The 24154-nt window shown below is 59.3% G+C and carries 19 protein-coding genes; 7 read left to right on the top strand and 12 right to left on the bottom strand.

Translation table 11 applies throughout. The annotated features are described in order from the left end of the window. Window positions 1-137 precede the first annotated feature (137 nt). Window positions 138-968, top strand: a complete 831-nt coding sequence (locus tag ACTJJ7_RS12830) for an MBL fold metallo-hydrolase (RefSeq protein WP_440967311.1) — start codon at window positions 138-140, stop codon at window positions 966-968. Here the strand turns inward: ACTJJ7_RS12830 and ACTJJ7_RS12825 are convergent. Both ACTJJ7_RS12825 and ACTJJ7_RS12820 read right to left on the bottom strand, forming a co-directional pair. Further along, a complete protein-coding gene (locus tag ACTJJ7_RS12825; RefSeq protein ID WP_440967310.1) occupies window positions 965-1735 on the bottom strand; it encodes a polysaccharide deacetylase family protein in 771 nt (256 codons plus the stop codon). The genes ACTJJ7_RS12830 and ACTJJ7_RS12825 overlap by 4 nt on opposite strands. After that, the gene (locus tag ACTJJ7_RS12820; RefSeq protein WP_440967309.1) at window positions 1732-2823 is read right to left on the bottom strand and encodes a glycosyltransferase family 4 protein; all 1092 of its coding nucleotides are present in this window, start codon (window positions 2821-2823) and stop codon (window positions 1732-1734) included. The genes ACTJJ7_RS12825 and ACTJJ7_RS12820 overlap by 4 nt, the downstream gene beginning before the upstream one ends. Window positions 2824-3079: 256 nt before the next feature. Between ACTJJ7_RS12820 and ACTJJ7_RS12815 the strand changes: the two genes are divergently transcribed. Next, a complete protein-coding gene (locus tag ACTJJ7_RS12815) occupies window positions 3080-4813 on the top strand; it encodes an adenylate/guanylate cyclase domain-containing protein (protein WP_440967308.1) in 1734 nt (577 codons plus the stop codon). Between the two features lie 30 nt (window positions 4814-4843). Here the strand turns inward: ACTJJ7_RS12815 and ACTJJ7_RS12810 are convergent, their stop codons facing one another. Continuing rightward, entirely contained in the window at window positions 4844-5323 is a 480-nt protein-coding gene (locus tag ACTJJ7_RS12810) for a class I SAM-dependent methyltransferase (protein WP_105733439.1), read from the bottom strand. Window positions 5324-5645: 322 nt separating this feature from the next. Between ACTJJ7_RS12810 and ACTJJ7_RS12805 the strand changes: the two genes are divergently transcribed. Further along, window positions 5646-6164, top strand: a complete 519-nt coding sequence (locus tag ACTJJ7_RS12805; RefSeq protein ID WP_440967307.1) for a sigma-70 family RNA polymerase sigma factor — start codon at window positions 5646-5648, stop codon at window positions 6162-6164. A 1-nt stretch (window position 6165) separates the two neighbouring features. Here ACTJJ7_RS12805 and fhuB read toward each other — a convergent pair whose 3' ends face one another. From fhuB to ACTJJ7_RS12770, 7 genes are all read right to left on the bottom strand, one after another. Then, a complete protein-coding gene (fhuB, locus tag ACTJJ7_RS12800) occupies window positions 6166-8160 on the bottom strand; it encodes a Fe(3+)-hydroxamate ABC transporter permease FhuB (RefSeq protein ID WP_130271772.1) in 1995 nt (664 codons plus the stop codon). Next, complete coding sequence (locus tag ACTJJ7_RS12795) at window positions 8161-9033, bottom strand: ABC transporter substrate-binding protein (protein ID WP_440967306.1); 873 nt, start codon at window positions 9031-9033, stop codon at window positions 8161-8163. 13 nt (window positions 9034-9046) lie between these two features. Next, window positions 9047-9826, bottom strand: coding sequence for an ATP-binding cassette domain-containing protein (locus tag ACTJJ7_RS12790; protein WP_199538039.1), 780 nt, complete (start codon window positions 9824-9826; stop codon window positions 9047-9049). Between the two features lie 13 nt (window positions 9827-9839). Next, on the bottom strand, window positions 9840-12002 hold the full coding sequence (locus ACTJJ7_RS12785) for a TonB-dependent siderophore receptor (RefSeq protein WP_440967304.1): 2163 nt from the start codon (window positions 12000-12002) through the stop codon (window positions 9840-9842). A 185-nt stretch (window positions 12003-12187) separates the two neighbouring features. Further along, window positions 12188-13375 (bottom strand): PLP-dependent transferase, encoded by a 1188-nt coding sequence (locus ACTJJ7_RS12780; RefSeq protein ID WP_105733433.1) that lies wholly within the window; start codon window positions 13373-13375, stop codon window positions 12188-12190. Further along, window positions 13372-14799 carry an MATE family efflux transporter gene (locus tag ACTJJ7_RS12775; RefSeq protein WP_440967303.1) on the bottom strand — a complete coding sequence of 476 codons (1428 nt, stop codon included), beginning with the start codon at window positions 14797-14799 and terminating at the stop codon, window positions 13372-13374. Before ACTJJ7_RS12775 ends, ACTJJ7_RS12780 begins: the two co-directional genes overlap by 4 nt. Beyond that, a complete protein-coding gene (locus tag ACTJJ7_RS12770) occupies window positions 14796-15737 on the bottom strand; it encodes a GNAT family N-acetyltransferase (RefSeq protein WP_440967443.1) in 942 nt (313 codons plus the stop codon). Before ACTJJ7_RS12770 ends, ACTJJ7_RS12775 begins: the two co-directional genes overlap by 4 nt. 260 nt (window positions 15738-15997) lie before the next feature. Between ACTJJ7_RS12770 and ACTJJ7_RS12765 the strand changes: the two genes are divergently transcribed. The 3 genes from ACTJJ7_RS12765 to ACTJJ7_RS12755 are packed head-to-tail and all read left to right on the top strand — an operon-like array spanning window position 15998 to window position 21610. Further along, window positions 15998-16204 carry an MbtH family protein gene (locus tag ACTJJ7_RS12765; RefSeq protein ID WP_245421046.1) on the top strand — a complete coding sequence of 69 codons (207 nt, stop codon included), beginning with the start codon at window positions 15998-16000 and terminating at the stop codon, window positions 16202-16204. A gap of 39 nt (window positions 16205-16243) precedes the next feature. Beyond that, window positions 16244-20227: a non-ribosomal peptide synthetase gene (locus ACTJJ7_RS12760; RefSeq protein WP_440967302.1), complete on the top strand. Its 3984-nt coding sequence runs from the start codon at window positions 16244-16246 to the stop codon at window positions 20225-20227. Between the two features lie 36 nt (window positions 20228-20263). Further along, window positions 20264-21610, top strand: coding sequence for a lysine N(6)-hydroxylase/L-ornithine N(5)-oxygenase family protein (locus tag ACTJJ7_RS12755; RefSeq protein WP_105733430.1), 1347 nt, complete (start codon window positions 20264-20266; stop codon window positions 21608-21610). On the opposite strand, the gene ACTJJ7_RS12750 is transcribed toward ACTJJ7_RS12755, so the two are convergent. Next, window positions 21607-22374 carry a 4'-phosphopantetheinyl transferase family protein gene (locus tag ACTJJ7_RS12750; protein ID WP_440967301.1) on the bottom strand — a complete coding sequence of 256 codons (768 nt, stop codon included), beginning with the start codon at window positions 22372-22374 and terminating at the stop codon, window positions 21607-21609. The genes ACTJJ7_RS12755 and ACTJJ7_RS12750 overlap by 4 nt on opposite strands. Before the next feature lie 27 nt (window positions 22375-22401). Then, entirely contained in the window at window positions 22402-23301 is a 900-nt protein-coding gene (locus ACTJJ7_RS12745) for an alpha/beta hydrolase (RefSeq protein ID WP_440967300.1), read from the bottom strand. Window positions 23302-23742: 441 nt separating this feature from the next. On the opposite strand from ACTJJ7_RS12745, the gene ACTJJ7_RS12740 reads away from it, so the two are divergent. Next, window positions 23743-24015 carry a hypothetical protein gene (locus tag ACTJJ7_RS12740; RefSeq protein ID WP_105733427.1) on the top strand — a complete coding sequence of 91 codons (273 nt, stop codon included), beginning with the start codon at window positions 23743-23745 and terminating at the stop codon, window positions 24013-24015. The last annotated feature ends 139 nt before the right edge of the window (window positions 24016-24154 follow it).

The raw sequence follows: 24154 nt of genomic DNA, 5'->3' as shown, positions 1-24154 counted from the left end.
AATCGCTATCGCCTACATATGCTGAATGGCAGACTTTTATTGCGCACTTAGCCAATAAAACAAAATCCAAGCCTCGCATAACGTCTGCAGTTTGGTTACGATGACCAAAAAAACGGGGAATTGGGTGTGAGAAACGTATGAGTGAAGAGATATTTCGGGTGAAATTCTGGGGAACGCGTGGCAGCGTACCAGTATCCGGTCCCGAATTTGAACGCTATGGCGGAAACACGTCATGTATCGAAGTGCGATGCGGTGAACATAGAATGATCTTTGACGGAGGCTCCGGCCTGCGTCAGGCGGGTGATGCCCTTTCGGTGGAAGGGGTGGACCAGATCGATATCATTTTCACCCACAGCCATTATGATCACATTATCGGCCTGCCGTATTTCGCCCCCCTGTACAATCCGATGATGAATGTCCGGCTCTGGTCCGGCCATCTCGCAGGCATCATGACCACCCGTGAAATGGTCAGCCAGTTCATGCGGCCGCCCTGGTTTCCCGTCGAGCCGGATATTTGCAAGGCAAGCCTCGGCTTCCGGGATTTCCGCTCCGGCGACGTGCTCGCGCCGCGCGAGGGCGTCACCATCCGGACAGACAGCCTCAATCATCCGGGCGGCTGCATCGGCTATCGCATCGAATGGGCGGGCAAGGTTCTCGCGCTCATTTATGATACGGAACACGAAGCCGGTATCCTTGATCCCGCCGTGCTGCGCCTGATCGATGGCGCCGATCTCGTCGTCTATGACTGCACCTACACCGAAGACGAGATGCCGCGGCGCTTCGGCTATGGCCATTCCACCTGGCAGCATGGTGTCAAGCTGGCATCAGCCGGCAAGATCGGCAAACTGGCGCTTTTCCATCATGCGCCCTCGCGCACCGATGACGAGATCGATGAATTCGAGGCATTGGCCAGAGAACGCTTCGGCGGGACATTCGCCGCGCGCGACGGCCAGATCATCGATCTCTAACCCTTCGGCTTCCGGCTTTTCATTAAATCGGCAATGGAGAGCCAGCGCCCGCCTGGCGTTCGGGCGACAAGCTGGAAAAGCTTGGTCAGAAAGGTCCACGCTGGCTCATCGTGAACAAGATGGTGGGTCAGAATCCCGATCGGCTCACCGCTTCCGTCAAACCGCTGGCGCAGCTGTTCCACGATGGCGCCGACCAGTTCCGCATGCTCGCGGCAGCCGCGCGTGCCGTGCCAGTCCATCAGATCGACATGGGTGTTGATCTGCGGCACCGAAGTTTCCACCGGCTTGGCCGGGCCGAACACTGAGAGCGCCTTGAACCCGCAAGCGCCGAGATAAGGCAGGAGCGCCGTGTCAATCCGGTTCCATGGCGGCACGAGAACGGGTGTAAACCGGCCGGGATGCAATCCAGCGAGACGCGTGCATCCCTCGTGCAATTGCCGCAGAACCAGCTCCCGAGGCCGGTCAGCTCCAAGCTCCTGCTTTTTCCGGTCCTTCGCCGCATGGTTTTCATGCGACCAGCCATGAACCGCCACGGACATCCGGTGCTCCGCCGCAAGGCGTTGCGCCAGCGCCTCGCCGGTATGGGCCGGTATCACGGCAAGCGTTACCGGCACGTCAAAATCGTTGGCCAGCCCGACGAGGCGGTCCAGCGCGGCGGTCGGCTCGACCGCATCGTCATCGCGCAACCAGAATTTCGCACTGCGGCTGGCATGGATCCAGCGCGCGAGTTCGGCCTGCAGAGGCTGCCAGATTGCATCTTCCGTCATTGGCTCCGTCCCATGGATTGTTTCAGCACGGCATCCAGTTGCCTCACCGCATTCTCCAGCGATCGTTCTTCCAGAACAAACCGCCGCGCATTCGCCCCCATCGACTTCAGCAGATCCTTGTCATCCAAGAGGCAGGCGATTGCGGCCGCATAGGCCGGTACGTCATCCTCCCGCGTCAGAAAACCGGTCACACCATCCTCGACCACTTCCGGAACGCCCGCCGTTGCCTGCGCGACAACCGGCAAACCGGCTGCCTGTGCCTCAAGATATGCGATGCCATAGGCTTCGTCGCAACCGGGCCAGACGTAAATACCGCCTTCAAGCAGTAACGCGGCAACCCCGCTGGCGTTCCGTTCTCCAAGCCACTGAATGCGGTCACCGAATGCGGCAAACAGGACCTGCACATCATTGCGGGCCGGACCGTCGCCAGCGATGGCGAGGGTCCAGGGTCGCTCGACAATCCGCGACAGGGCCTTGGCCAGCATTTCATAGCTGCGGAGCTTATCACCCGGCCGCATCATCGCCACCGTGACAAGCCGATGCGGGGTTCCCCCGGCGCTGCTATCGCGAAAGGGCGCCGTCTCGATAAATGGTTTCAACCGGGCAAGATGTGCACCCGGAATATTGCTTGCGAGCCCGTCCATATCGCGCTGCGTAAAGCACAGGTTGACCGCGGCTCCGCGCACCGCTTCGGCCACCAGACTCTGCGTCCCTGCCCAGCCAAGCGCATTGCGGCGCGGCGAATAGGATGCTTCCGCGGTGATGTAGGGAATATCCAGCGCCGCTGCCATGACGGGACCGATCAGATCCGGCGCCTTGTAGTAGGGGTGATAGCTGAACCAGAGATCAGGTTTTCTCCCGGCCTGCCAGAGGCCTGTAAGGCGTTCAACCTCGGCGCGCGCGGCGGCGGCGATGGGTTGCCGTTCTTCGATTGCAGGCGATGCGCTGAAACTACGCAGCTCTGATACGACGTCGACGGCGTGCCCTGCTTTGCGCAGCGCTGACATGAGCAGCCGCGCCATCGCACGATCGCCCGATGGCGTCGGGTGATTGGGTGATTTCAAGGGGGCGTAAAAGGCAACCTGCATGCGCAAGCAATCCAGTATTTCACAATCGTTTCAACCGTTTCGGCGAACGCTTGCCGATTCCAGCAAATCTATAGCCGGTTCCTGACGTCTGACACTAACAATCTTTTGATCTGCATCGCCGTGATTGCCTGTCAAAATGCCATCATTGCGCTTGATCGCTCGCGTCCCGCTCGCCAAATCAGATGGGCTCGCATAAGCTTGGCTTGGGCGGAGGGAACGATATGGCTGACAAGACGCGGGAATCGATGCGGTATTCATGACGATAACAACGATAGCACCCATGCTTTCCGAGCGCTCCCTGCGCAGGGCGCGTCTGGCATCGGGCTTGATCATGCTCACATTCCTGACCTTGCATCTAACCAATCATGCGCTCAACCTCATCTCGCTTGCCGCCGCCGAGGAAGGGCGCCGATGGTTTCTGGCCATCTGGCGCAATCCCGCCGGTACCACTCTTTTCTATGGCGCTGTGGTCACGCATGTGACGCTCGTGATGCGCTCACTCTACCTGCGGCGAACATTTTACATGCCTGCGGGTGAAGCGCTGCAGATCATACTGGGGCTGGTGATCCCGCTGCTCATCATCGACCACGTGGTTGGTACGCGCATCCGCCACGAGATATCCAACTACTACGACAGCTACGAAGCGGTCATACGTGGCTTCTGGATCACCTCGCCGTTCAACGGCATCAAGCAGACCGTCGCCCTGATCGTCATCTGGTCCCACGGCTGCATCGGCGTCCACTTCTGGCTGCGCTACCGGCAATGGTATCAAAAGGCGGCGCCGGTGCTGCTGACCGTGGCCATCCTGCTGCCGGTTCTCGCCCTGCTGGGTTTTGCCAATACCGGCCGGACCATCGCCAACATGTCGCCCGCCTCGGGCTATGGCGCGTTCCCTTCATCGGGCTATCAGGGGCACAAGAACTTCAATGCCACGCGCTACGCCTCTCCGGCCGAGCGCGCCGAGGTCAAGCAGGACGAATTTCTGATCAAAACCGGATTGTATGGCGCCTTTGGCGGCGGGCTGGCGCTGGTTGTCGCCTTGCGTATCCACCGCCGCTGGCGCGAACGGGCAACTCAGATTGAAATCCGCTATGCCGATGGTGAAAGCGTGCGCGTCCCCCTCGGGTTCAGCGTTCTCGAAGCCAGCCGCCTTGGCGGCATACCGCATTACGCTGTTTGCGGGGGCAAAGGCCGCTGTTCAACCTGCCGTGTTCAGGTTCTGGAAGGTGCCGAGATGCTGCCTCCGCCGGAACCGATCGAACAGGCCACCCTCACCCGTATCGGGGCCGATTATGGCGTGCGTCTTGCCTGCCAGCTGCATCCGACCGCCAATGTCAGCGTGGCGCCACTGCTCGTGCCCAGTCTTGAGAGCATCGTTCCGGCGGGCAGCCAGCAGGCGAGCCCCGGACGCGAACGCGAAATCGCCATTCTGTTTTGCGATATCCGCAGCTTCACCATGCTGACGGAAGCCCGGCTGCCCTATGATATCGTTTTCCTGCTCAACCGCTATTTCGCCATCGTCGGCCAGGCCGTCGAGCGTTCGGGCGGACGGCTCGATAAATTCATCGGCGACGGGGCGATGGCCCTGTTTGGGCTGACGGGTTCCGCAGCCGACGGCTGCAAGAATGCGTTGAAGGCCGCCGCAGTCATCGTCAAGGAAATCGAAAAGTTGAACAACGAATTGGCGGGCGAACTGAGTATGCCGCTGCGCGTCGCCATCGGCATTCATACCGGCCCTGCCATCGTCGGTGCGATGGGGTATGGCGCGGTAAAGAGCCTGACCGCGATTGGCGACACCGTCAACGTCGCCAGCCGGCTCGAAGCCGTTGCGAAGGAATTCGACGTGACCCTTGTGGTTTCAGAACCAGTCATCAGCCTTGCCGCTTCCGATACCGCCGGACTTGAGGTCAGGGACGTTGCCATTCGCGGGCGGGCGCTTCCGCTTCGCGTCTATATTGTTCCGCAGGAAAGCAGCGCCCGTTTCGGTTAAAGCCGCCCATATGCTTTGGCCGGCACGGGCTCAGCGGCGGCGATAAAGGAAATATCGTCCCGGCTTGACGCTTGCAGGCAGGGGAAGCAGTTCAAGCGCGGGATGATCGAGCGCCAGGCCGCTGGCGACGATGCCGTGGCGGGCAAGCAGTCCAGCGGCCAGCTGCGGCAGCCATGTCTGGGTAATGGCATCCTGGTCCGGATAGCCCGTGCCAATGTCCGCATGCACCAGCGCCGCATCGATGCCGGTAAAGCTTTGTGCGGTTTCCCTGATTTCTCCGATAATCATGTTTTCCGGATCAGGCGTGGAAGCCTTGTAGGCATGGGATGCCCGGTCAAACGCAATGATCCGCCGATCCGGAAACCGCTCGCGCAAATGATCGTAGGTCCGGCCATTGCCCAGACCCAGCTCCAGCACCGGCCCCGGCAGTTCCCTGACCGTGTCGCTGATATGGTTGAGAACATCGCGCTGAGCCGTCACGCGGCGGATGAAGCTGTCAAGACGGCTCATGATGATCGGGTATCCATTGTCAATTCACTACCCGCTTGGCTTAGCAGGCCGATGCGGCTGGGTCGACCGCGCCAAGCGGCATATCCGGTAGATTCTTTTTGATCGCTTCGGGTGGAACCAGGCTCGAATTCCCCGCTTGCGTCCGCTTTGAAGACGCCTCGTCAAATCGCATTTTCTTTAACTTGACTCTTTTTCTCATGTTCTTGTATAGCTGCACTCGCGATAGTTGCAAAGCTGGATATTTCAAAATTTGAAATATTTCTGGCGGTGTCTCATGTTGCCATGAACGGCAATACAATCCTATGCAAAAAGAATAAAGATCATGCCAAAAGAAAAAAGTCTTTATGATGAAAATGTTCTTGTTGATGCACTGGTTAAATATAAAAATAAACTGATAGTTATTGCCGAAAGTGTAGTGCACTCCCATGCACAGGCAGAGGATATATTTCACGACGCCATCGTCAAAGCTTGCACAATGCAGACCAGTTGCATTCATTGCCCGGTCGGCTATGCCTGCCGCATGGTCTATAATCTTGCCCTCGACGAGGCACGAAAGCGCCAGCACGAGAAGAAGAACCTCATGCCGATGGATGGCGTGGATTCCGTGCCCGCCCCTTGCGTCAACGCGCTTGATTGTATCGTGATGACAGAGGCCCTCAACCGGGTCATGACATCGCTGAAGGAGCTGCCCAAGCGCACCCATGACGCGTTCATCCGGCACCGCATCGAAGGTGTCCCGCAGAAGGACATTGCCGAAGAACTGGGCGTGTCGCGAACCCTGGTGAACTTCATGATCAAGGATGCGCACCGCTACTGCGAGCAGTCACTCAAGGCGGCCTAGGTCAGGACCTTGCGGCCTTGCGCGGGCGCAGGAGCAGCAGCGCAAACACCGGACCGCCCAGAAGCGTCGCGATCAATCCCGTCGGCAATTGCCACGGGAAATACGCCGTGCGGCCGATGAAATCCGCGATCGCCATCAAGAGCGCGCCGAACAAAGCCGTACCGAGAAGATGCGCAAATCCACGTGTCAGTCCGATGCGCTGGGCAAGGTGCGGGGCCATCAGACCGACAAAACTCAACGGCCCGACGACGAGCGTCGCGATAGCTGTCAACAGGGCGGCAAAGCCGAGGATAAGGATACGGAATGTCCTGACATTGACACCATGGGAATGGGCGGACATTTCACCCAGAGCGAAATGCTGCAAGGGCCGCAGGAAAACCGGCACCACCGCCATTGCCACGACGGCGCAGACCAGCGATATGACCGCTGCGGAGGCCGTAACGCTATAAGTCGACCCCGTCATCCAGCTGATCAGCGACATGGCGCGCGGATCGCCCGAGGCCAGAATGACTGAAACAACCGCTGTCAGGAAGGCACTCAGCGAGACGCCGACAATGAGGAACTGGTTGCCCGACTGCGCCTTGCGCCAGCTCATGGCAAAGAGGGCAATAAGGACCGCAGACGCGCCGAGAAAGCCGCCAAGCAGCCTGTCGATGTAATCGGGTTGCGCCACCACGAACAGGACGCACAGCAGCCCGAAGGCCGTGCCCGCGCTCACACCGAGCACCTCGGGGCTGGCCATGGAATTGCTGGTCAACCGCTGCAGCAGGCTGCCGGCGAGCGCCAGCATCATGCCGGCCGAAACGGCCGCAACCAATCTCGGCAATCGCCATGGCAACAGCGTATCCAACACGGCGCCCGTATGAATGGCCCAGGCGGTGTCGATGCCGCGGCCGACAAAGATGGCGGCAACACAGGCAAGCAGCAGCAGGCCGGCCAGCGTGGTCAGGAGCATCACCGGATTCCGGCTCCTGCGCACCGGCGATGCAGCAGCTGTCGGCTGCCCGGCAGCCTTGCGCCGCAACATCACGATCAGCAAGGCCGGCACGCCGATCAGCGCCGTCACCGCACCGGTCGGAAGCAGAATGCCGGTCACCGCCGCCTGCATCTGCAGAAGCTGGTCGATCAGAACAAGCAGCCCGGCACCGATAAGGGGCGCGACAATCAACCGGTCGCGGATACGCCGCGCGCCGATTGCCCTGGCAATGGCCGGCGAGGCAAGGCCGAGAAAACCGATGATGCCGACGACGCTCACCGTGAATGTCGTCAATGCAACGGCAACCATCAGGGTCAGGGCACGCGTGGTGTGAAGCTTCATGCCGAGCCCCTGCGCTGCATCACCGAGGGTCAGCACATTCAGTTGCCGGGCGAGAAGAAACGCCAGAAATGTGAAGAGAGCGATTTTGGGCATGAGCGCGCTGACGTCGCGCCAGTCGTTCTGATTGAGCGAGCCGCCGCCCCACACGAACAGGCCGGCGAGATAATGATCATTCATCAGCACCATGATGGTCGTGATCGCGGTGCAATATAGCCCCATGACGAGACCCGTGAGGATAACGGTGACCGGCTGGAACTGGAAACGCCAGGCCACGGCGAAGACGGCGGCCATGGCGGCGAACCCGCCAATGGCCGTGGTGAGGTCCCGGCTCCAGCCAAGCAGGGCCGGAAACCACAGGATCGCCACGCCAAGCGCCAGCTGCGCCCCGGCCTCGATACCCAGCGTCGAGGGCGATGCCAGCGGATTGCGCAATACGTGCTGGAAAAGCGCGCCGGAAAGCCCGAGGGCAAAGCCGCACACAACGGACATGGCCAGACGCGGCAGCAGGCTGTAATGCAGGAGGACAGCATCGCCATCGCTCGCCAATGGAGGCAGGAAGACTGCTTGAACGCCAAGCCTGTTGATCATCGGCCACAGATTGAATGCCGCGGCTCCAAGCGCAAGCGACCATAGAAGGCATGTCCAGACGAGCCGTTGAGATGAGGATGTGCGCAGCATCTAGACCTTGACCTCTGCCAGGAGACGGGCGAAGCGGGAGACCGATGGCAAGGCACCGAACATCAGAACACTGGCCATGCGCTGCGCATGGCCCTTTTGAACAAACGGCATGGCCTGCCACAAAGGGCTTCCCGCCAATCCGGCGAGAACATCCGCTGGAACCGGGTCCATGTAGAAAATACGGCTGTCGCCGATGCCGATGAGATCGGCAAGCCCGGCATCGCTGAAACCCCATTCATTGGTCCGCCGTGTCCAGGCATTTTGCAGCTCAAGCCGGTCGAGAACGTCCTGAAAGATACCGCCAGGACCATAAACCCGAATGTTGCGGGCATCCATGAACGTCATGATGGCCAGCTTCTGCTCGGCAAGACGGCGGGTTGCCGCCTTTGCCGTCAGCAGGTCCCGCTCGGTGCGGTCAATCAGGGCCTGCGCTTGCTGCGGCTGCCCGACGATCTGCCCCAGCTCCAGCGTTGCCGCGATGATATGCGGATAGGGTGACGACCCCACCGCGTGGATGGGAAAGGATTTGACCGGCGCGATTGTCTCAAGCTGCGGCCTGATCCACTCGAGATAGGGTGTCGAAATGATCAAGTCGGGCTGCAGCAGCTGCAGCATTTCCATATTGATCTCGTAGTTGGAACCGACATTGGCGATGCCCGGCGGCAGGGGCGGCTCCATCACCCAGTCATACCAGCCCGGCGTGTCGATCAGGCCGACGGGCGGCGTGCCGAATTCGATCAGCGTCTGCGCCAGGCCGTAGTCCAGCGAAATGATGCGCGGCGACGCGGCCCTGGCGGCGCGCATGAAGAATGGCGATGCGAGCAGAAGGCTTGAGCCGAACAGAAAATCACGGCGGCGCAGCGCGGCCATCATCAATATCCGATCCTTAGAGAACGTAGCTTATGGGCGATTGCGTTTCCGGATGGCGGAAAATACCCATGCGGACCCCGTAAATGGCATTGAGTTTGTCGGCCGTGATCAGTGCATCAGTTGCATCGTGAGCCACCAGCCTGCCGCCCGACAGGGCGATCAGCCGGTCGCAGAAACGCGCGGCCATGTTGATGTCATGCAGGACGATCAGGACCGAGCGATCATGCTCATGCGCCAGCATGCGGATGAGGCTCATCACTTCGATCTGGTGGTTGATATCGAGCGCCGAGATCGGCTCATCCAGCAGCAGGCACTCCGTATCCTGCGCAATGAGCATGGCGAGAAAGGCGCGTTGCCGTTCGCCGCCGGACAGCGTGTCCACGATACGATCGGCAAACGGCGTCAACCCCGTCAAGTCAAGGGCTTCGGACACTTTGGTCCGGTCGGTAAGTGAGAAGCGGCCAAGCGCCCCGTGCCATGGATAGCGGCCGAGCGAAACCACTTCCCGCACGGTCATGCCATCGGTGTCCGGCGTCTGCTGCGGCAGATAGGCAACCTTCCTGGCATAGTCTTTGGGGCGGAACGATGTGAGCGGCTGACCGCGATAGTCAGCCCGCCCCCGCGTCGGCGCCTGGAACCGGGCTAGGATTTTCAGGAGCGTCGACTTGCCGGAACCGTTATGGCCCAGAATGCCGACGACCTCCCCTTTCGGAACGTCCAGTGTCAGCGGATGAAGCAGAGTTCTTCCGTCGATGTCAAAACCGACACCACTGAGGGAAAAGGACGTTCCGTTCATTTTATCTTTGACCTTAGAATTTGACCGACAAGGTCCCTTTGATTGTCCGGCCTTCGCCATAGATGCACATCGGTGCATTGTCATAGTCGGTCGAGCAGGTGGAGTAGTAACCCTTGTCGAAGAGATTGCTGACCTTGAGAGCCCCCTTCCATCCGTTCTTCTCATAACTGACGGCGGCGTCGACCAGCGTATAGTCAGGAACGTTCACCTGCTTGCCATTGGCGCCGCTGCCGACGGAACTGCCGACATAGCGGATGCCGGAGCCGACGTTGAGCCCCTGAAGAAGGCCGGAGTCAAAGGTGTACTTGGCCCAGAGCGAGGCCTGGTTCTTGGGCACCATCGGCGTACTATTGCCGACTTCAGGCAGGGAACTCGCGGTGATTTCAGCGTCAAGATAGGTGTAGCTGCCTGTCAGGCTGACATTGTGGAAAAGATCCACCGTGGATTCGAATTCAAAACCGCGATGGCGCACTTCCTCGATCTGGCGATATGCGCCGTCGCTGACAAAGGCCAGAACATTGGTTTTGGTAATGTCAAACAAGGCGGCCGTAAAATGCGCCGGTATGAAATCAGGATCATATTTGACGCCGACCTCGTATTGCCGCGCCTTTGACGGTGCAAAAGGTGAACTGGTCAGGGCATCCTGGCCAATATTGGTCACGAACGAGGTGGAGTAGCTGGCATAGGGCGTAATGCCATTGTCGAAGAGATAGCCGAGGCCGACATTGCCGGTGAAGGCATTGTCCGATGTATCCGTTCTCGTATTGCTCAGGCGGTCATCCGTCCTTTCCTCGAACCAGGACTGCCGCCCGCCGAGATTGAGCAGCCAGTGATCGTTGATCTTGGTCTGCGTCTGCGCGTAGATGCCGATCTGATCGGTCGTGGTCTTCCGGTCGACAATCGTGCCCGGCATCGGCACATCGATGCCGTAGACCGGGTTCTCGAAATTGAGACCGGGGCCGGCTGCGTATCCGTTGTGACCGTCAACCGTATAACGGCTGTAATCGAGGCCCATCACCAAAGTGTTTTTGATGTGATCGGACTGGTAGTCGTACTGGGCGCTGTTATCGACGCTGAAGATGGTCGCCGTTTCGTCAACCGTGAAGGCGGCTCTGCCCAAAGTCTGCTCATCCAGCATCTGGGTGTAATACAGGTGCCGGTAATCCGTATCCTGCGAGGTGTAGCGCAGGTTCTGGCGAACCGTCCATGCATCGTTGAACCGATGCTCGAAGGAATAGCCGATCGAGCCATGATTGGCGTTGAAGCGGTCGAAATCCGGGTCCGACGTGGTGAAATTGCGCGAGAATTTCGGCAGATTGGGATGAAGCGGGCTCGCAACGGGCAGGAACGCGTTGGGCGGAAGCTTGTCCCACTGATAGTTGGCGAAGACCGTCAGGGACGTGTCGGCGCTTGGCGACCATGTGATCGCCGGCGCGATGAACACACGGTTGTTCTTGGAAAAATCAATCGCCTCATGCCCCTCGCGGAAAAGACCGGTCAGGCGATAGGTCCACACACCTTCCTTGTCCAGGGGACCGCCGGCATCGAGACCGACTTCGTAGGTATTGTGCGAGCCGTAGCCGGCATAGGCACTATACAGCGGATCTTTGGTCGGCCGCTTGGTCGTCAAGTTGACGAGACCGTCAGCGCCGTTCTGGCCATAGAGCACCGATGCCGCGCCCTTGATGACCTCGATACGCTCAAGGCCGTACGGCTCGGCCTTGAAACCGGAGAAATCGACAGTTCTCTGTGGCAACCCGTCCCGGAACACGGAATAAGGGCCGACGTCAAAACCACGGATCATGAACTGGTTGTAGCGCTCGTCAACACCCCAGGGCGAACTGGTGACACCGGCCGTATAGGCCAGCGCGTCCTCGATTCGCTGCGACGGACGGTCGTCGAGCTGCTCGCGCGTGATAATGGAAACAGAACGGGGAACTTCGCGCAGCGGCGTGCTGGTCTTTGTTCCTGTCAAAGTGCTGTTGGCAAGATACCCCTTGCCGGGGCCGGTTGCATCGTCGCCGCTGTTGATGATGATCGGATTGAGCTCGATGGTCGGTGCCTGCTGCGCAGAGGCGAGATTGGCAGTCATGAGCGTTGCCAGCGATGTGGTCACCAGCAAACGTTTGTGCGAACGCTGTTTGCGTCCGGTTGAATTGACCCCGTTCCAAATCATCGTCCTGCAACCCCGCATGACCTAACCCCCGTTAAAACCCTGAGACTGTTTGATATTTAATATGAGTATTATTCTCATATTCAAAACATGACTACATTTGTCATGTTGCCGGAGTCAAGGCACGTTCGACGAAATGTCCGTCTTTTTCACCCGCCTTGACCAACTTTGTTTTGCCAGTGCCTCGCTTACAACTTGGCGGTGTGGAGGGCTTGCTGAATGTCGGTCCAGATGACCTCGGGCTCTTCGAGACCGACAGCGAAGCGGATCGTCTGCGGATTGACGCCAAAGCGCACGAAGGAGGTCATCCGGTCGGGAATCTGCAAGGCGGCCTTGGCAGGGACCACCAGCGTTTCCGGTCCGCCCCAGCTGACGCCGAGCCGGATGTGGCGCAGCGCATTGACGAAACGCGCGACATCGATGTCGGGGTTCAGATCAAAGGCAAAGAGGCCGGAAAAACCCGTCAGCGTCTTCTTGCCCGGATGGTCTGAAAAAGCGGGATGACGGACAAGGGCGATGTCGTCGTGCTGCTGCAGGTGCTTGGCAAGGACGAGCCCGTTGTGCATGTGCTCCTTCAGCCGGACTTTCAGCGTACGCATGCCGCGCAGCAGCAGCCACGCTTCGAACGGCGAGAGCTTTGCGCCGATATAGGGATAGGTCGAGCTGTTGATCTTGGCGATAAGGTCACGCGGCCCGACAACAACGCCCGCCACCGTATCGCTGTGTCCACCGAGATATTTCGAAGCGGCGTGGATGACGATGTCGACGCCGTGCTGAATGGGTTTCTGGAACAGCGGCGTTGCCCAGGAATTATCGATGACCGTTGTCACGCCATATTCCTTGGCCATCGCCGTCAGGGCTTCGATATCCTGCAGTTCGAACACCATCGATGTCGGGTTTTCCAGATAGAGCAGTTTCGCACCGGGCAAGGCGGCGCGCACTTCGTCATGATTGGACGGATCGACGAAATCCACCGTGACGCCAAACCGGGCGAGCAGTTTTACGAACAGCCGGTAGATATCGTTGTAGAGATGTTGGACGGCAACCACGCGGTCGCCGGACTCGACGAGGCTGAGAATCGTCGCAGTGATCGCGGCCGTACCGCTGGAGAAGCCGCGGCCGTCTTCCGCGCCCTCCAGGCGGGCGGTCAGCAATTCGAATTCGCGCACGGTCGGGTTGTCGCCGCGCGAATAGATGTAATTGCGCGCGCGCCCGGCAAACACATCTTCCATGGCTTCATAAGTGTCATAGGTGAAGAGTGATGTCTGGAAGATCGGCGGCGAAACCGCATTGAAGGCAGCGGTATCGACCGGCGAAAACAGATCGTCCGGCATTTCCATTGGGTCGAATTCATGGGGTGGCATGGATTTGTTCATGATGCCCTCTCAGACACGGTGTTGGTGAAGGTTGCGATGGGAAGATCGGTATCGCCGCGCAGCTGGCGCAGCGTGGTGAAAAGAATGACGGCGGAGAGAAGTGCGGTCAGCGCCGGAGCAAGGAACAGACTGGCAAGAAGGCCTTCAAAGCCGAGGAAATGCGGCAGGACAAACAGCAGCGGCAGGAGGAAATAGCCGTTCTGCGCAATGCTGATCGTGGCGGCGAGCCGCGCCCTGCCCTGTGCCTGCAGCAGAACGACAAGGATTTGCCGCATGCCGAAAAAGATGAAGGGAATATGGGTGACGACGATGGTCAGCGCGGCGATCCGGGCGATCTCCAGATCATCGGTGAAAATGGCTGCAATGGGATAGCGCAGGAGAACGGCACCAAGCCCATAGGCCACGCAGAAAGCGGACGTCAGCAGCAGGAGCAGGTTCGATGCCGCCAGCAATCGCGGCGTCTTCCCCGCGCCCCATGCAAAGCTCAGGACCGCCTGGCCGCCCAGCGACAGACCGATGACGGGAAGCATGCCCAAAGTGAGAACCCGCAGCGCGATACCAACACCGGCAACACCGGCGTCGCCGCGATAGAACCCGGCATAGGTAAACAGCACGGCAAAGCTGATGCTGCTCAGCATACTGGTCAGCGTCGTCGGCAGGCCGATGGACAATACCGGCTTCAGTATATCCGCCCGGAACGCGGCAAAGCGCGCAGACAGGTGCAAGGTGCCGATCCGCTTGCGGAAATACAGCGCATAGGCCGCTATTGCCGCAATCTGCGAGAGGATGGTTGCCATGGCTGCGCCTGCAAGCCCGAAGCCAAACCCGAAGATCATGATCGGATCAAGAATGATGTTCAGGGCAAAACACCCGAGCAGCGTCCACATGCTGAAACGCGTATTGCCTTCCGAGATGGCGATGAAATCCGACAGTATCTGCAGCATCGTCAGCGTCACCGAGAAGGCGACGATGATCAGATAGTGTTCGGCCAGCGGCATGATCGCTTCGCTGGCACCGAACAGGCCGAGCAATTCGCGCCGGAAGACAAGGATGCCTGCGGTGAGCACGATACCGAGCGGCACTGTCAGAACCATGAGTGTCGATGCCGTCACATTGGCGCGCTGCGGGCTGTCGCTGCCCAGGGCACGCCCGACGGCGGTCGCCACCCCCACACCAAGCCCCTCGCCGATGGCGCCGATCATCATCAGGATCGGCAGGACAACGGTGATGGCCGCAATCTCATGGGCGCCGATCATGCCGACAAACACCATGTTGATCGTGTGGTGCACCGCATTGATCGACAGGCCCGCCACGGCCGGCAGGCCGAGCCGGAAGATCAGGCGTGTCAGCGCCGGATCGTTGAGATCGTCGGGCGCAAAATAGGCACGCCCTGGCTTTTCCAGCCCGATTTCTTCGGGATTCATGGTGCGGGCACCCAAAGCCTGTCATCGAAAAAGCGTTCGCGCAGCAGCATGACCAGCATGGCCCGTTTGTGCGGGAAGTCGAAGTGCTTCACCTTGGAAAAACCCGAGCGGTCGAGATTGCGGATCTGCTGCTCATGGCTGGCACGCGGCTCGCCGACAATGCGCTGGGTGCGCGGATCATCGAGAAACATGAAATGCATCAGTGATGGCAGCCACGCCGTGATCCATTGCTTGCCGCGATAGGCCGGCTCGCCAATGGCCACATGCCAGCCGCGGTCGTAATCCTGCGCATCGTAATAGGGTCCGAGACGGTTTTCCTTGGCCCAATAGACTTCGAAATAGCCGAACGGCACGCCGTTGAAACAACCGATCAGCGCAAGCACATGCGGATCATGCAGCCGCTCCTCAAGAATGGCCGCGTGCTTCTCCCTGTCGCCGCCGTCTTCCCAGATCACATTGACCTGCTCATCATTCATCCAGCGATGGAAATGCTCGAGATCCGTCTGCGGATCCGCAGCCCGGAACGAAAGCACCTGATCGAGCCAGGGAATGTAGCGTTCATAGACGACGCCGACCGGCTTGCGCCGGCGTTTGGGGTGATACTGGCCATTGGTCATGACATGCACCTGCGGCTGCGGCCAGGCGGGATTGGCAATCCAAGGCATTGGCCATTGCCAGAATTCCCTGGTATCGACGGTCAAGGAGTTTCCGCTGCGCGACCCCAACGGAAAATCCGATGGCTGCACATTGTCGACGTCCACCACACCGATATTGCGCGACTGCGCCGACAGAAATTCGATAGCCGAGGCCAGAACTGAAACGGTCTCGTCGGCATTCAAATCCGGCAAACGAACCCGGACACGTCCGGCCCCCGGCTCAACATCCGCGAGATAGCGCCCCGCCACGGTCGAGATCAGCATCTGACCCGGCGTTTTCATTTCGGCAGATTTCAGGAAGCACGAGAGACCCGAGGCCGGAAAAGGCGAAACATCGGTTTCTCTGGAAACATTGGAAACGAGGGTCATGGTGCACTCCGCAGCCCGTTTGCTGGCAAGATTTGACAGGGTGGTTTCCAAAGAGACGGCTGAAGCAGGTGCTGATTTAGCCAAAACTTTGAAAAATTTTTCTCCCGTTCCGCTTAAATCGGCTGCGGGTTCATCCGTCTCTTGGTCATGTCTTTATTCTGCAAGGAGCCCGCATGATGTCGAATACCGAGACGTCGCCAGAAACCTGGAGCATCGTTCGCGATCAGGAACACCGCTATTCCGTCTGGTCCAATGACAAGGCTCTCCCGGCCGGCTGGAGCAAGGAAAGCTTCAGCGGCACCCGCGAGGAATGCCTGAGCGAAATCAAGAAAATCTGGGTTGATCCGCGGCCGCTTGCCCTGCGGCAAGCCATGGCGTGATTGCCGGACACCCCTTTCAGACAACAGATCGGTGACACCATGAACAAACTCTTCGCTCAACCCGAAACCAATGAACCGGTTTGCGTGGACGGCATCGCCAGCGGTGCGGTCGAAAGCTTTCCACTGACCCTCGCGCAAAAGCGCATCTGGTCGCTGGAGCAGATCGGCAACGCAACGGTTTTTCCGTTCCAGGTGCTTTGCCTGCAATGGGAAAAGGGCGTTACGCCTGATCAGGTGCAGAGCGCCCTCGACCGGCTGGCGCAGCGGCACAGCGCCTTGCGCACACGCTTTCGCCGGTTTGCCGGCGGCCGCATTGAGCAGTTTTCCGTGCCGGGCGAGGTTCCCTCCGGTGAGATTGTCGGTAGTGACAGCAATCCTCTGAGCGCGACGGAAGCCGAAACGGAAAAGGCGGGCTTCATTGCCCGCCCCTTCGATCTCCTGAATGGTGTTTCCGCCCGTTATCAATTGATTGCCGGAAACAACGGCCAACTGATCTCGACAATCGTGCTGCATCCCATCGTCTGCGATGAGGCAGCACTTGCCACCCTGCGCAGTGATCTCATCGCGCTGGCCGAGGGCAAGGAATTGCCCATACTTCCTGGCGACAGCCTGCAGCGCGGCATGCGCGAAGAGGAAGCGCTGGAAACGCCGCACTTTGCGGCGGCCCTCGCGCATTGGCGCGATCTGATTGGCGAGGAGTACAATGCGACGACCCTGCCCACACGCTTCAATGCTGCCGGATATGCCGGTGCCAGACGCAAACGCATCCCGTTCACGGTGGCGGCTGACCTCTGGGCAACCGTCGAATCCTATGCCCGTTCCAAAAGTCTGAACGCCGAGCATCTGCTTTCCGCGGCCTTTGCCGTTCTCCTGGCCCGCTACAGCGGCACCTATTCGCTGCAATATGGCATTTTGCTTGGATCCACGATCGGGCAGACAGTAGCGCGCAGCGAGCAAATCTTGCCGTTGAAGCTTGAGCTGACGTCCCGCGCTGCCTTCCTGGATGTTTGCAAGGCGCTTGCATCGGCGGTTGTCCTAGGAACGGAAAACCTTGTTCCGTTCGAGCGTCTCGTGCAGGAAATCCAGACGCATGAGGAACGCGAACAGGACGCCATCGTCAAATCCCTGTTCGAGTTCCGCCAGCCGCCCCGGCATTCCGCAATGGCGCAAGACCATGTGCCGGCCGTCGCGCCGCGCTCGGATGCGGAACTCGCACTGGTGCTGACCCCGAAGGCGGACGGTGCGCTTGCCGGCCTGTTCGATTATGCCGAAGACATTTATGAGCCGGCACTGATCGAGCGCGCCGCCATTCATTTTCAGCGCGTTCTCTCGCAGGCCATTGCCGGGGATCAGGTCCGCATCAAGGATATCGACCTCATCGCCGAGGATGAACTTGACGTGCTTTCCGCCCCTTACGAAGACAATGAAATCAATGATGATCGCGCCGTGCATGAACACATCGCCGCCCATGCCCAGCGCACGCCTGACAAGACCGCCATCATCTTTGCCGACGAGGTCTGGAGCCACGCCAGGCTTGACCGCAGCGCCAACCGGCTGGCGCACCGGCTGATCGAGCTCGGCATCGGTGCCGACATCAGCGTGGCCATTGCCGTCAAGCGTTCCCCCGAAGCCATCGTCGGCATTCTCGCCACGCTCAAGGCGGGCGGCGCCTATATCCCCGTCGAGCCGGATCATCCCACCAGCCGCAACCACCACATCCTGCGCGATGGCGGCGTGAAGGTCATCCTCACCCACAGCTGGCTGCTTGACCGCATTCCGGAAGGCCTTGATGCAGTCATCCTCGAACTCGACAAACTCGACCTGTCGGACGAGCCGGACAGCGTCCCCGACGTCAAAATCCACAAGGATCAGCTCGCCTACATCATGTATACATCGGGCTCGACCGGCCTGCCCAAGGGCGTTGCCGTCGAGCACGGCCCCTTGACCCATCACATGCAGAACACATCGCGCGTCTACGGCATGAGCGCGGACTCGCGCGAACTGCCGTTCCTGCCTTTCAGCTCCGATGGCGGACACGAACGCTGGATGAACCCGCTGATGGAAGGCGGCAGCATCATTCTGCCGGACCAGCCCCTGTGGACCCCGGAGGAAACATTGACCGCCATGCGCAAGCACGGCGCCAACAATGCCAGTATTCCCACCACCTATCTGCAGCAATTGGCGGAATGGGCTGATCTTACCAACAGCGCGCCGCCGATGCGGCTCTATTCCTTCGGCGGCGAAGGACTTGCCCAGCAGACCTTCGATCTCCTCTCCACGGCTCTGAAGTCTGAATGGCTGATCAACGGGTACGGCCCCACCGAAACCATCATGACCCCGATGGTCTGGAAAGTACGTGCCGGGCAGAAGTTCGAAGGCACCTATGCACCGATCGGCCGTGCCGTCGGCAACCGGCGCGTCTATGTTCTCGATCCCGACCTCAATCCCTGCCCCATCGGCGTGACGGGCGAGCTTTATATTGCCGGTGAAGGCATGGCCCGCGGCTATATCGGCAAAGCCGATACAACCGCCGACCGCTTCATTCCGGACCCGTTTTCCAAGGAAGGCGGGCGTCTTTATCGCTCCGGCGATCTGACCCGCTGGCGCGAAGACGGCACCGTAGAATTCGTTGGCCGCGTCGACCATCAGGTCAAGCTGCGCGGCTACCGCATCGAGCTTGGTGAAATCGAAGCAGCGCTGCTTGAGCTTGAGGGCGTCGGCGAGGCGCTTGTGGTCCTGCGGGACGACGAAGCCACCAGGCAAAAGATGCTGGTGGCCTATGTCGTGCCGAAACAGGGCATTGAGCTTGACGTGGCGCAAATGCACGCGGCGCTGGAACGCATGTTGCCCGCCTATATGGTGCCTTCGGCCATTGTTCCGCTGAAAGCCATGCCGATCAATCCCAACAGCAAGCTCGACCGCTTCGCCCTGCCCGCGCCAACACCGATGAAGCGCAACATCGTCGAACCGGAAAACGCCATCGAGACAGAAATTCGCGATATCTGGCAGGACATCCTGAAAACCGGCCCGATCAGCGTCGAGGACAATTTCTTCGCCATCGGCGGCAATTCTCTTGGCGCCATCCGCATCCTGACGGCCCTGCGGCAGCGCAAACCGCAGAACCGCACGACCATTGCCGATCTCTTCAACAATCCGACGATCCGCTCCTTCGCAGAGGTCGTCGAAAACGGCAATAGCGAGGCGGGCAGCGAAGTCATCGTCCTGCGCGCATCGGGAACCAAGCCCGTGCTCTATTGCTTCCCCGGCCTTCTCGTCAGCACGCGCGAATACGTCAAGCTGGTCGACTATCTCGGCGCCGATCAACCGGCGACAGGCTTCATCTGCTATTCGCTCTCCGAACAGAAGGAAATCGGCTCATCCGTTGACGATATCATTCAGGGCTATGTGGACTACATCCGCCGCGAGAGCAAAGGCCAGCCCTGCTATTTCCTCGGCTGGTCCTGGGGCGGACTGCTGGCCTATGAAACTGCGCGCAAGCTCGGCGACGAGATCGACCTGCGGCTGATCACCATGGTCGATGTCTGCGATCTGGGCACTGAGTTCGCCATCGGCGCCAAGCCGCGCTTCAAGCCGGGCGAACGCGACCAGTTGCATGCGACCGTGCAGGAATGGTTGTCGCACACCGCCATGCGCGCCGAATGGGATCGCCTGCTCAACGTCATGGACGAGGATACCTATGAGCAGTTCCTGCGCTTTGTCGGCGACGAGAAAGACACGTTGCCGACGGACGGTCCAGATATCAGCAGCCGCGAACATACGTTCTGGATCCTGATCGACAATGCCCTGATTTTCAGGCGTCACGAACTGAAGCCGCACGACGTGCCGATCCATTCCTGGGCCGCCGACGACAGCCTGAATCGGGGTCTCAACCTCATCGACTGGCGGCGCTACTCCCCCCGGGCCAATCCGGCGGAAATCATCTCTGGCACCAACCATCTGCACGTAATCGGATCACAGGCATTCCACAGCCGTCTCTCCCACCGGCTGGACGAGGCCCGCTAGGGCCCTTTGGAATCAAGATCACGGAAAGGAATTCTGATGACTGCCATGTTTGCGAACAATGATCATACGCGCCAGCCGAACGAGACCCTTGATCTGGCGGGTATCGGTGTCGGACCTTCCAACCTGAGCCTTGCGGCGCTGCTCGACAGCGTCGGCGGCCTCAAGGCGCATTTCTACGAGCGCCGGGCAAATTTCGACTGGCATCCCGGCATGATGCTGCCCGACGTCGAATTGCAGTCGTCCTATCTGAAGGATCTGGTCACACCGGTCATGCCGACGAATCCATGGTCGTTCGTGTCCTATCTCGTCGCGCACAAGCGCCTCTATGCGTTCCTCAATGCCCATTACGACGCCGTGCCGCGCCGGGAGTTCGCGCAATATCTCGCCTGGGTCGCCGGACAGCTCGACAATGTCTCATTTGATGCCGCCGTGCGCGAGGTCAAACACGACAAGGACAGGTTCGTGGTGCAGTTCGACAATGGCAGTGTGGCGGCAAAGAACATTGTGCTGGGAACAGGAACCAGCCCCTTTGTCCCGTCATGGGCGACACCGTTCCTCGGCGAGCGCTGCTTCCACAATTCCGAAGCAAAGTTCCGGCTGCCGGAGCTCAATGCCGAGCGGATCGCGGTGATTGGCGGCGGCCAGAGCGGCGGCGAAGTGGTTGAATCCCTGCTCAACTCCAAAGCCAATCTGAAACAGCTCAACTGGTTCAGCCGCCGGCACAATTTCGAACCGATCAATGACACGGCTTTTTCCAATCAGGTGTTCTCGCCGGAATATGTCTATGCCTATCTCAACCTCAACAATGACCAGAAGCTCGAAGCATTGAAGGCTTCGATCCTGACCAGCGACGGGCTTTCCCTGTCGACAATCAATGCGATCTACCGGCGCCTTTACAGCCTGCGCTATCTCGAAGGCCGCAGCATCGAGGCAAAGCTTTCGCCCAATCGCGATGTGATTCAGGTGGAAGCGGACAAGGACGGCTACCGGCTGATCGTGCGCAACCGCTTTGACGGCGGTGTCGAGGTTGCCCACGCCGATGCCATTGTCCTCGCCACGGGTTACCAGTTCAAACTGCCCGAAGCACTCAGCGGATTGCAGGACCGTATCCAGTTCGACCGTCACGGTCGCCCCGCCCTCAATGACGAGTACTGCCTCAACTGGAACGGTCCGAAGCAAAACCGCATCTTTGCCCAGAACGCGGGGCGCTACAGCCATGGCATCGCCGATTCTCAATTAAGTCTGATGGCGTGGCGCAGCGCCCACATCATCAATACGCTCACAGGCCACGAGCACTTTGATCTGGAGCCGCATGACTCGCAGGTCAACTGGCTGTCGAGCGGACATGAGACTCTCGGCCAGTCCATTGCCGTAGATTATTAGAACCGGAAAATCGGATCGGGCAGGCTTTGCTGGCGAAAGACCAGCCCTGCCCGATCCGATTGCGCGGAAACCGCAATCATCTGCCCGCTTGGGGATCGAAACAGGCGGTGGTGCCATCCTGCTCCGTCGCCCGGCAGATCATGCTCCATGCGGATTTCCCGGCTTGCCGGATCAACCCGCACAGTCAGCCGGTGCGGTTCGACAGTCAGCCCATGGCCCGTCGCTTTCAGAAAGCTCTCCTTCAACGTCCAGAAGGCGAGCAGCAGCGCCTGCCGCTCGGCGCCTTGAAGCATCGAGAGCATCGCAGATTCAGCGGCCGAACAGATGATCTCCGCCGTTCTAGCCTCCAGCGCGACCAAATGCGCCTCGGCATCCACGCCAACAGCCGCACACGCGCGGCTGACCGCGAGCACCGCAAGGCCGCTCGTATTGCTGAGATTGAATGCCAGCGCCGTTTCTCCGGCAAGATACGGTTTGCCGTGGTCGCCGGTAACGACGTTCAAATTCTCCGCTGCTTTTCCCGTATAGAGTGAAAGGACGCTGCGCTGGAGGTGGCGACCGGCCATGAACCCGATGGCATCCCTGTCGAACCTGAAAGACGACGCCCGCTCCTGTTCCCGCGCGGTGAGTGTGGATTTGACCTTTTCCCAATCCGTTTGACTTTCGGCATAGGCCCACCACCAGATATCGATCGTTGGCTGCTGCCCGCTGATCCGGGCCGGGCTGGCCTCCGGCAAATCCGAGAGAAGATCGTATGGCAGCATCGGGCCTTCTCCCTCCAACGGCGGTGTTCAACCGTCCTGGCGCGGCTTTGCAACGGCGAAGGCAGCCTGAATGGCACGATTGACCGCCACCGGCAGCAGAGACATGTGATTTTCACCGGCGTGAATCTCGAACTGTGTTCTGACCGGCCGGTCAGGCAGGGCGTTCAACCGGCGCATGAGTTCAATGGAGTGATCGTCATTCAAGGTGATTTTCTTCTGCGCCAACCGCTCCGCCTCATCGGCCGCACCGCGCTGGAACGGCGCCAGCTTACCGGTTTCATACTCGCCGCAGGAGAGATAAAGCGCAGCTCCCGGCCGGGTTGCATGTGCCGCTTCGAATTGGGGAAGAAAGGCGTTGATTGCGCAATTCTCCCAATAGATCGACGCGCTGGCCGCGATCCATGTGGTGAAGGCCGACGGACGGGTGAAGAGACTGTAGAGCACGAACAGCCCGCCAAAGGAATGGCCGAAGATCGCCTGGCGGCTGGGGTCGATTGAAACATCCGCCTCGATCATCGGCTTGATCTGGTCCTCGATGAACGACAGGAATTCCTCGGCGCCGCCGGTCTTCACCTCGGGAGCATTTTCATAGAATGGTGGATAGGCTTGTCCGGGGGGCGGCCCGAGATCCCAGGAACGCCGCAACGGATCATAGGCGCCGTCTGTGGGATAGCCGATGGTGACAATCACGCCATGAGCCACATTGGTGCCGCTGGGATAACTCGCCTGCGCCCGCATCGCGTCAACAGCCGTACCGATCACCGCATTGCCATCGGTCATATAAAGCACCGGCCATCCATCGCTTGGCGGCTCCCCGCCGGGACGGTAGACGAAAATGCGGTACACGAGGCCATTCCGGTTCGAGACCACGTCGTGAAAGGTGGTGTTGCCAATCATGGCCGGTGATGAATTGGAGAAGGCTGTCATTGGTCCGTATCTTGCGTGGAGAACGGAAAATCCTTCCGTCATTCTGCCAGTCTACAAAGTGTAGACACGGCCACCCTGTTATTAAACATGACTGTATTGGTCAATATTTATTATCCGCGACACCGGAAGGGCCGCGGAAACACGGGCCGATGGCCGTCTCTCACGCACAGATGAGCTTGCAGCCGCGGGAAAGCGGAGGATGCATCAAGGAACATAACATCGCCAAATTGATTCGAAAGCATAGGATTTTGGGATATCCGAAAGCTGCGCTAACCATATATCCCATTTCCTATATGACATTTATGGAAACCCCTTGCGGCAATGCAGTTAATTTCCGATGTTTACTCCGATATAGGATTACTCTCTCTTCAAATGTATAACTGAATTACATATTGATTATTCATTTTGCCTTGGAGTTATCAAAGAAGCGAGAAGAAATATATGAGTACACATGAAAAGCTAATCGAATCCATGGCAAAGGCTATCCATGCCCAGAAATATACTGGGAACCAGAACTGGGACAGCATTCCGGACTTTGTTCGTCAGACATACCGGGAATATGCCAAGGCTGCGATTCCCATCGTGTATAATGTCATGCGGGATCCGACCAATGAAATGATTGATGCCGCCAACAGAGCGCGCCCGTCCGTCACGTCACGAACAATTCAGGCAGCTGTCGATGCGTCGCCTCTCAATCCGAACGGGAAGCTCTAGGGTCCTCGACCAGTAGAATCGGCGCCGTCGGGCGCCCCCGCCGCTCAAAGGCGCCGATATTTTCATCATGCAAAATGAACCCGACAGAGCACCGGCAGGTGCCGCCATGATGGACCATCCAAGCATTTCATCCATACAA

It is taken from the genome of Phyllobacterium sp. 22229 (assembly GCF_052056495.1).
GTDB lineage: Bacteria > Pseudomonadota > Alphaproteobacteria > Rhizobiales > Rhizobiaceae > Phyllobacterium > Phyllobacterium myrsinacearum.
Note: the sequence above shows the minus strand (reverse complement) of the source record. Positions and strands in the feature narration are given on the sequence as shown.

Bases quoted from the DNA above. Each gene is read 5' to 3' on its own strand.
- ACTJJ7_RS12830 (WP_440967311.1), top strand. From the start codon at position 138: ATGAGTGAAGAGATATTTCGGGTGAAATTCTGGGGAACGCGTGGCAGC.
- ACTJJ7_RS12825 (WP_440967310.1), bottom strand. From the start codon at position 1,735: ATGACGGAAGATGCAATCTGGCAGCCTCTGCAGGCCGAACTCGCGCGC.
- ACTJJ7_RS12820 (WP_440967309.1), bottom strand. From the start codon at position 2,823: ATGCAGGTTGCCTTTTACGCCCCCTTGAAATCACCCAATCACCCGACG.
- ACTJJ7_RS12815 (WP_440967308.1), top strand. From the start codon at position 3,080: ATGACGATAACAACGATAGCACCCATGCTTTCCGAGCGCTCCCTGCGC.
- ACTJJ7_RS12810 (WP_105733439.1), bottom strand. From the start codon at position 5,323: ATGAGCCGTCTTGACAGCTTCATCCGCCGCGTGACGGCTCAGCGCGAT.
- ACTJJ7_RS12805 (WP_440967307.1), top strand. From the start codon at position 5,646: ATGCCAAAAGAAAAAAGTCTTTATGATGAAAATGTTCTTGTTGATGCA.
- fhuB (WP_130271772.1), bottom strand. From the start codon at position 8,160: ATGCTGCGCACATCCTCATCTCAACGGCTCGTCTGGACATGCCTTCTA.
- ACTJJ7_RS12795 (WP_440967306.1), bottom strand. From the start codon at position 9,033: ATGATGGCCGCGCTGCGCCGCCGTGATTTTCTGTTCGGCTCAAGCCTT.
- ACTJJ7_RS12790 (WP_199538039.1), bottom strand. From the start codon at position 9,826: ATGAACGGAACGTCCTTTTCCCTCAGTGGTGTCGGTTTTGACATCGAC.
- ACTJJ7_RS12785 (WP_440967304.1), bottom strand. From the start codon at position 12,002: ATGATTTGGAACGGGGTCAATTCAACCGGACGCAAACAGCGTTCGCAC.
- ACTJJ7_RS12780 (WP_105733433.1), bottom strand. From the start codon at position 13,375: ATGAACAAATCCATGCCACCCCATGAATTCGACCCAATGGAAATGCCG.
- ACTJJ7_RS12775 (WP_440967303.1), bottom strand. From the start codon at position 14,799: ATGAATCCCGAAGAAATCGGGCTGGAAAAGCCAGGGCGTGCCTATTTT.
- ACTJJ7_RS12770 (WP_440967443.1), bottom strand. From the start codon at position 15,737: ATGAAAACGCCGGGTCAGATGCTGATCTCGACCGTGGCGGGGCGCTAT.
- ACTJJ7_RS12765 (WP_245421046.1), top strand. From the start codon at position 15,998: ATGATGTCGAATACCGAGACGTCGCCAGAAACCTGGAGCATCGTTCGC.
- ACTJJ7_RS12760 (WP_440967302.1), top strand. From the start codon at position 16,244: ATGAACAAACTCTTCGCTCAACCCGAAACCAATGAACCGGTTTGCGTG.
- ACTJJ7_RS12755 (WP_105733430.1), top strand. From the start codon at position 20,264: ATGACTGCCATGTTTGCGAACAATGATCATACGCGCCAGCCGAACGAG.
- ACTJJ7_RS12750 (WP_440967301.1), bottom strand. From the start codon at position 22,374: ATGCTGCCATACGATCTTCTCTCGGATTTGCCGGAGGCCAGCCCGGCC.
- ACTJJ7_RS12745 (WP_440967300.1), bottom strand. From the start codon at position 23,301: ATGACAGCCTTCTCCAATTCATCACCGGCCATGATTGGCAACACCACC.
- ACTJJ7_RS12740 (WP_105733427.1), top strand. From the start codon at position 23,743: ATGAGTACACATGAAAAGCTAATCGAATCCATGGCAAAGGCTATCCAT.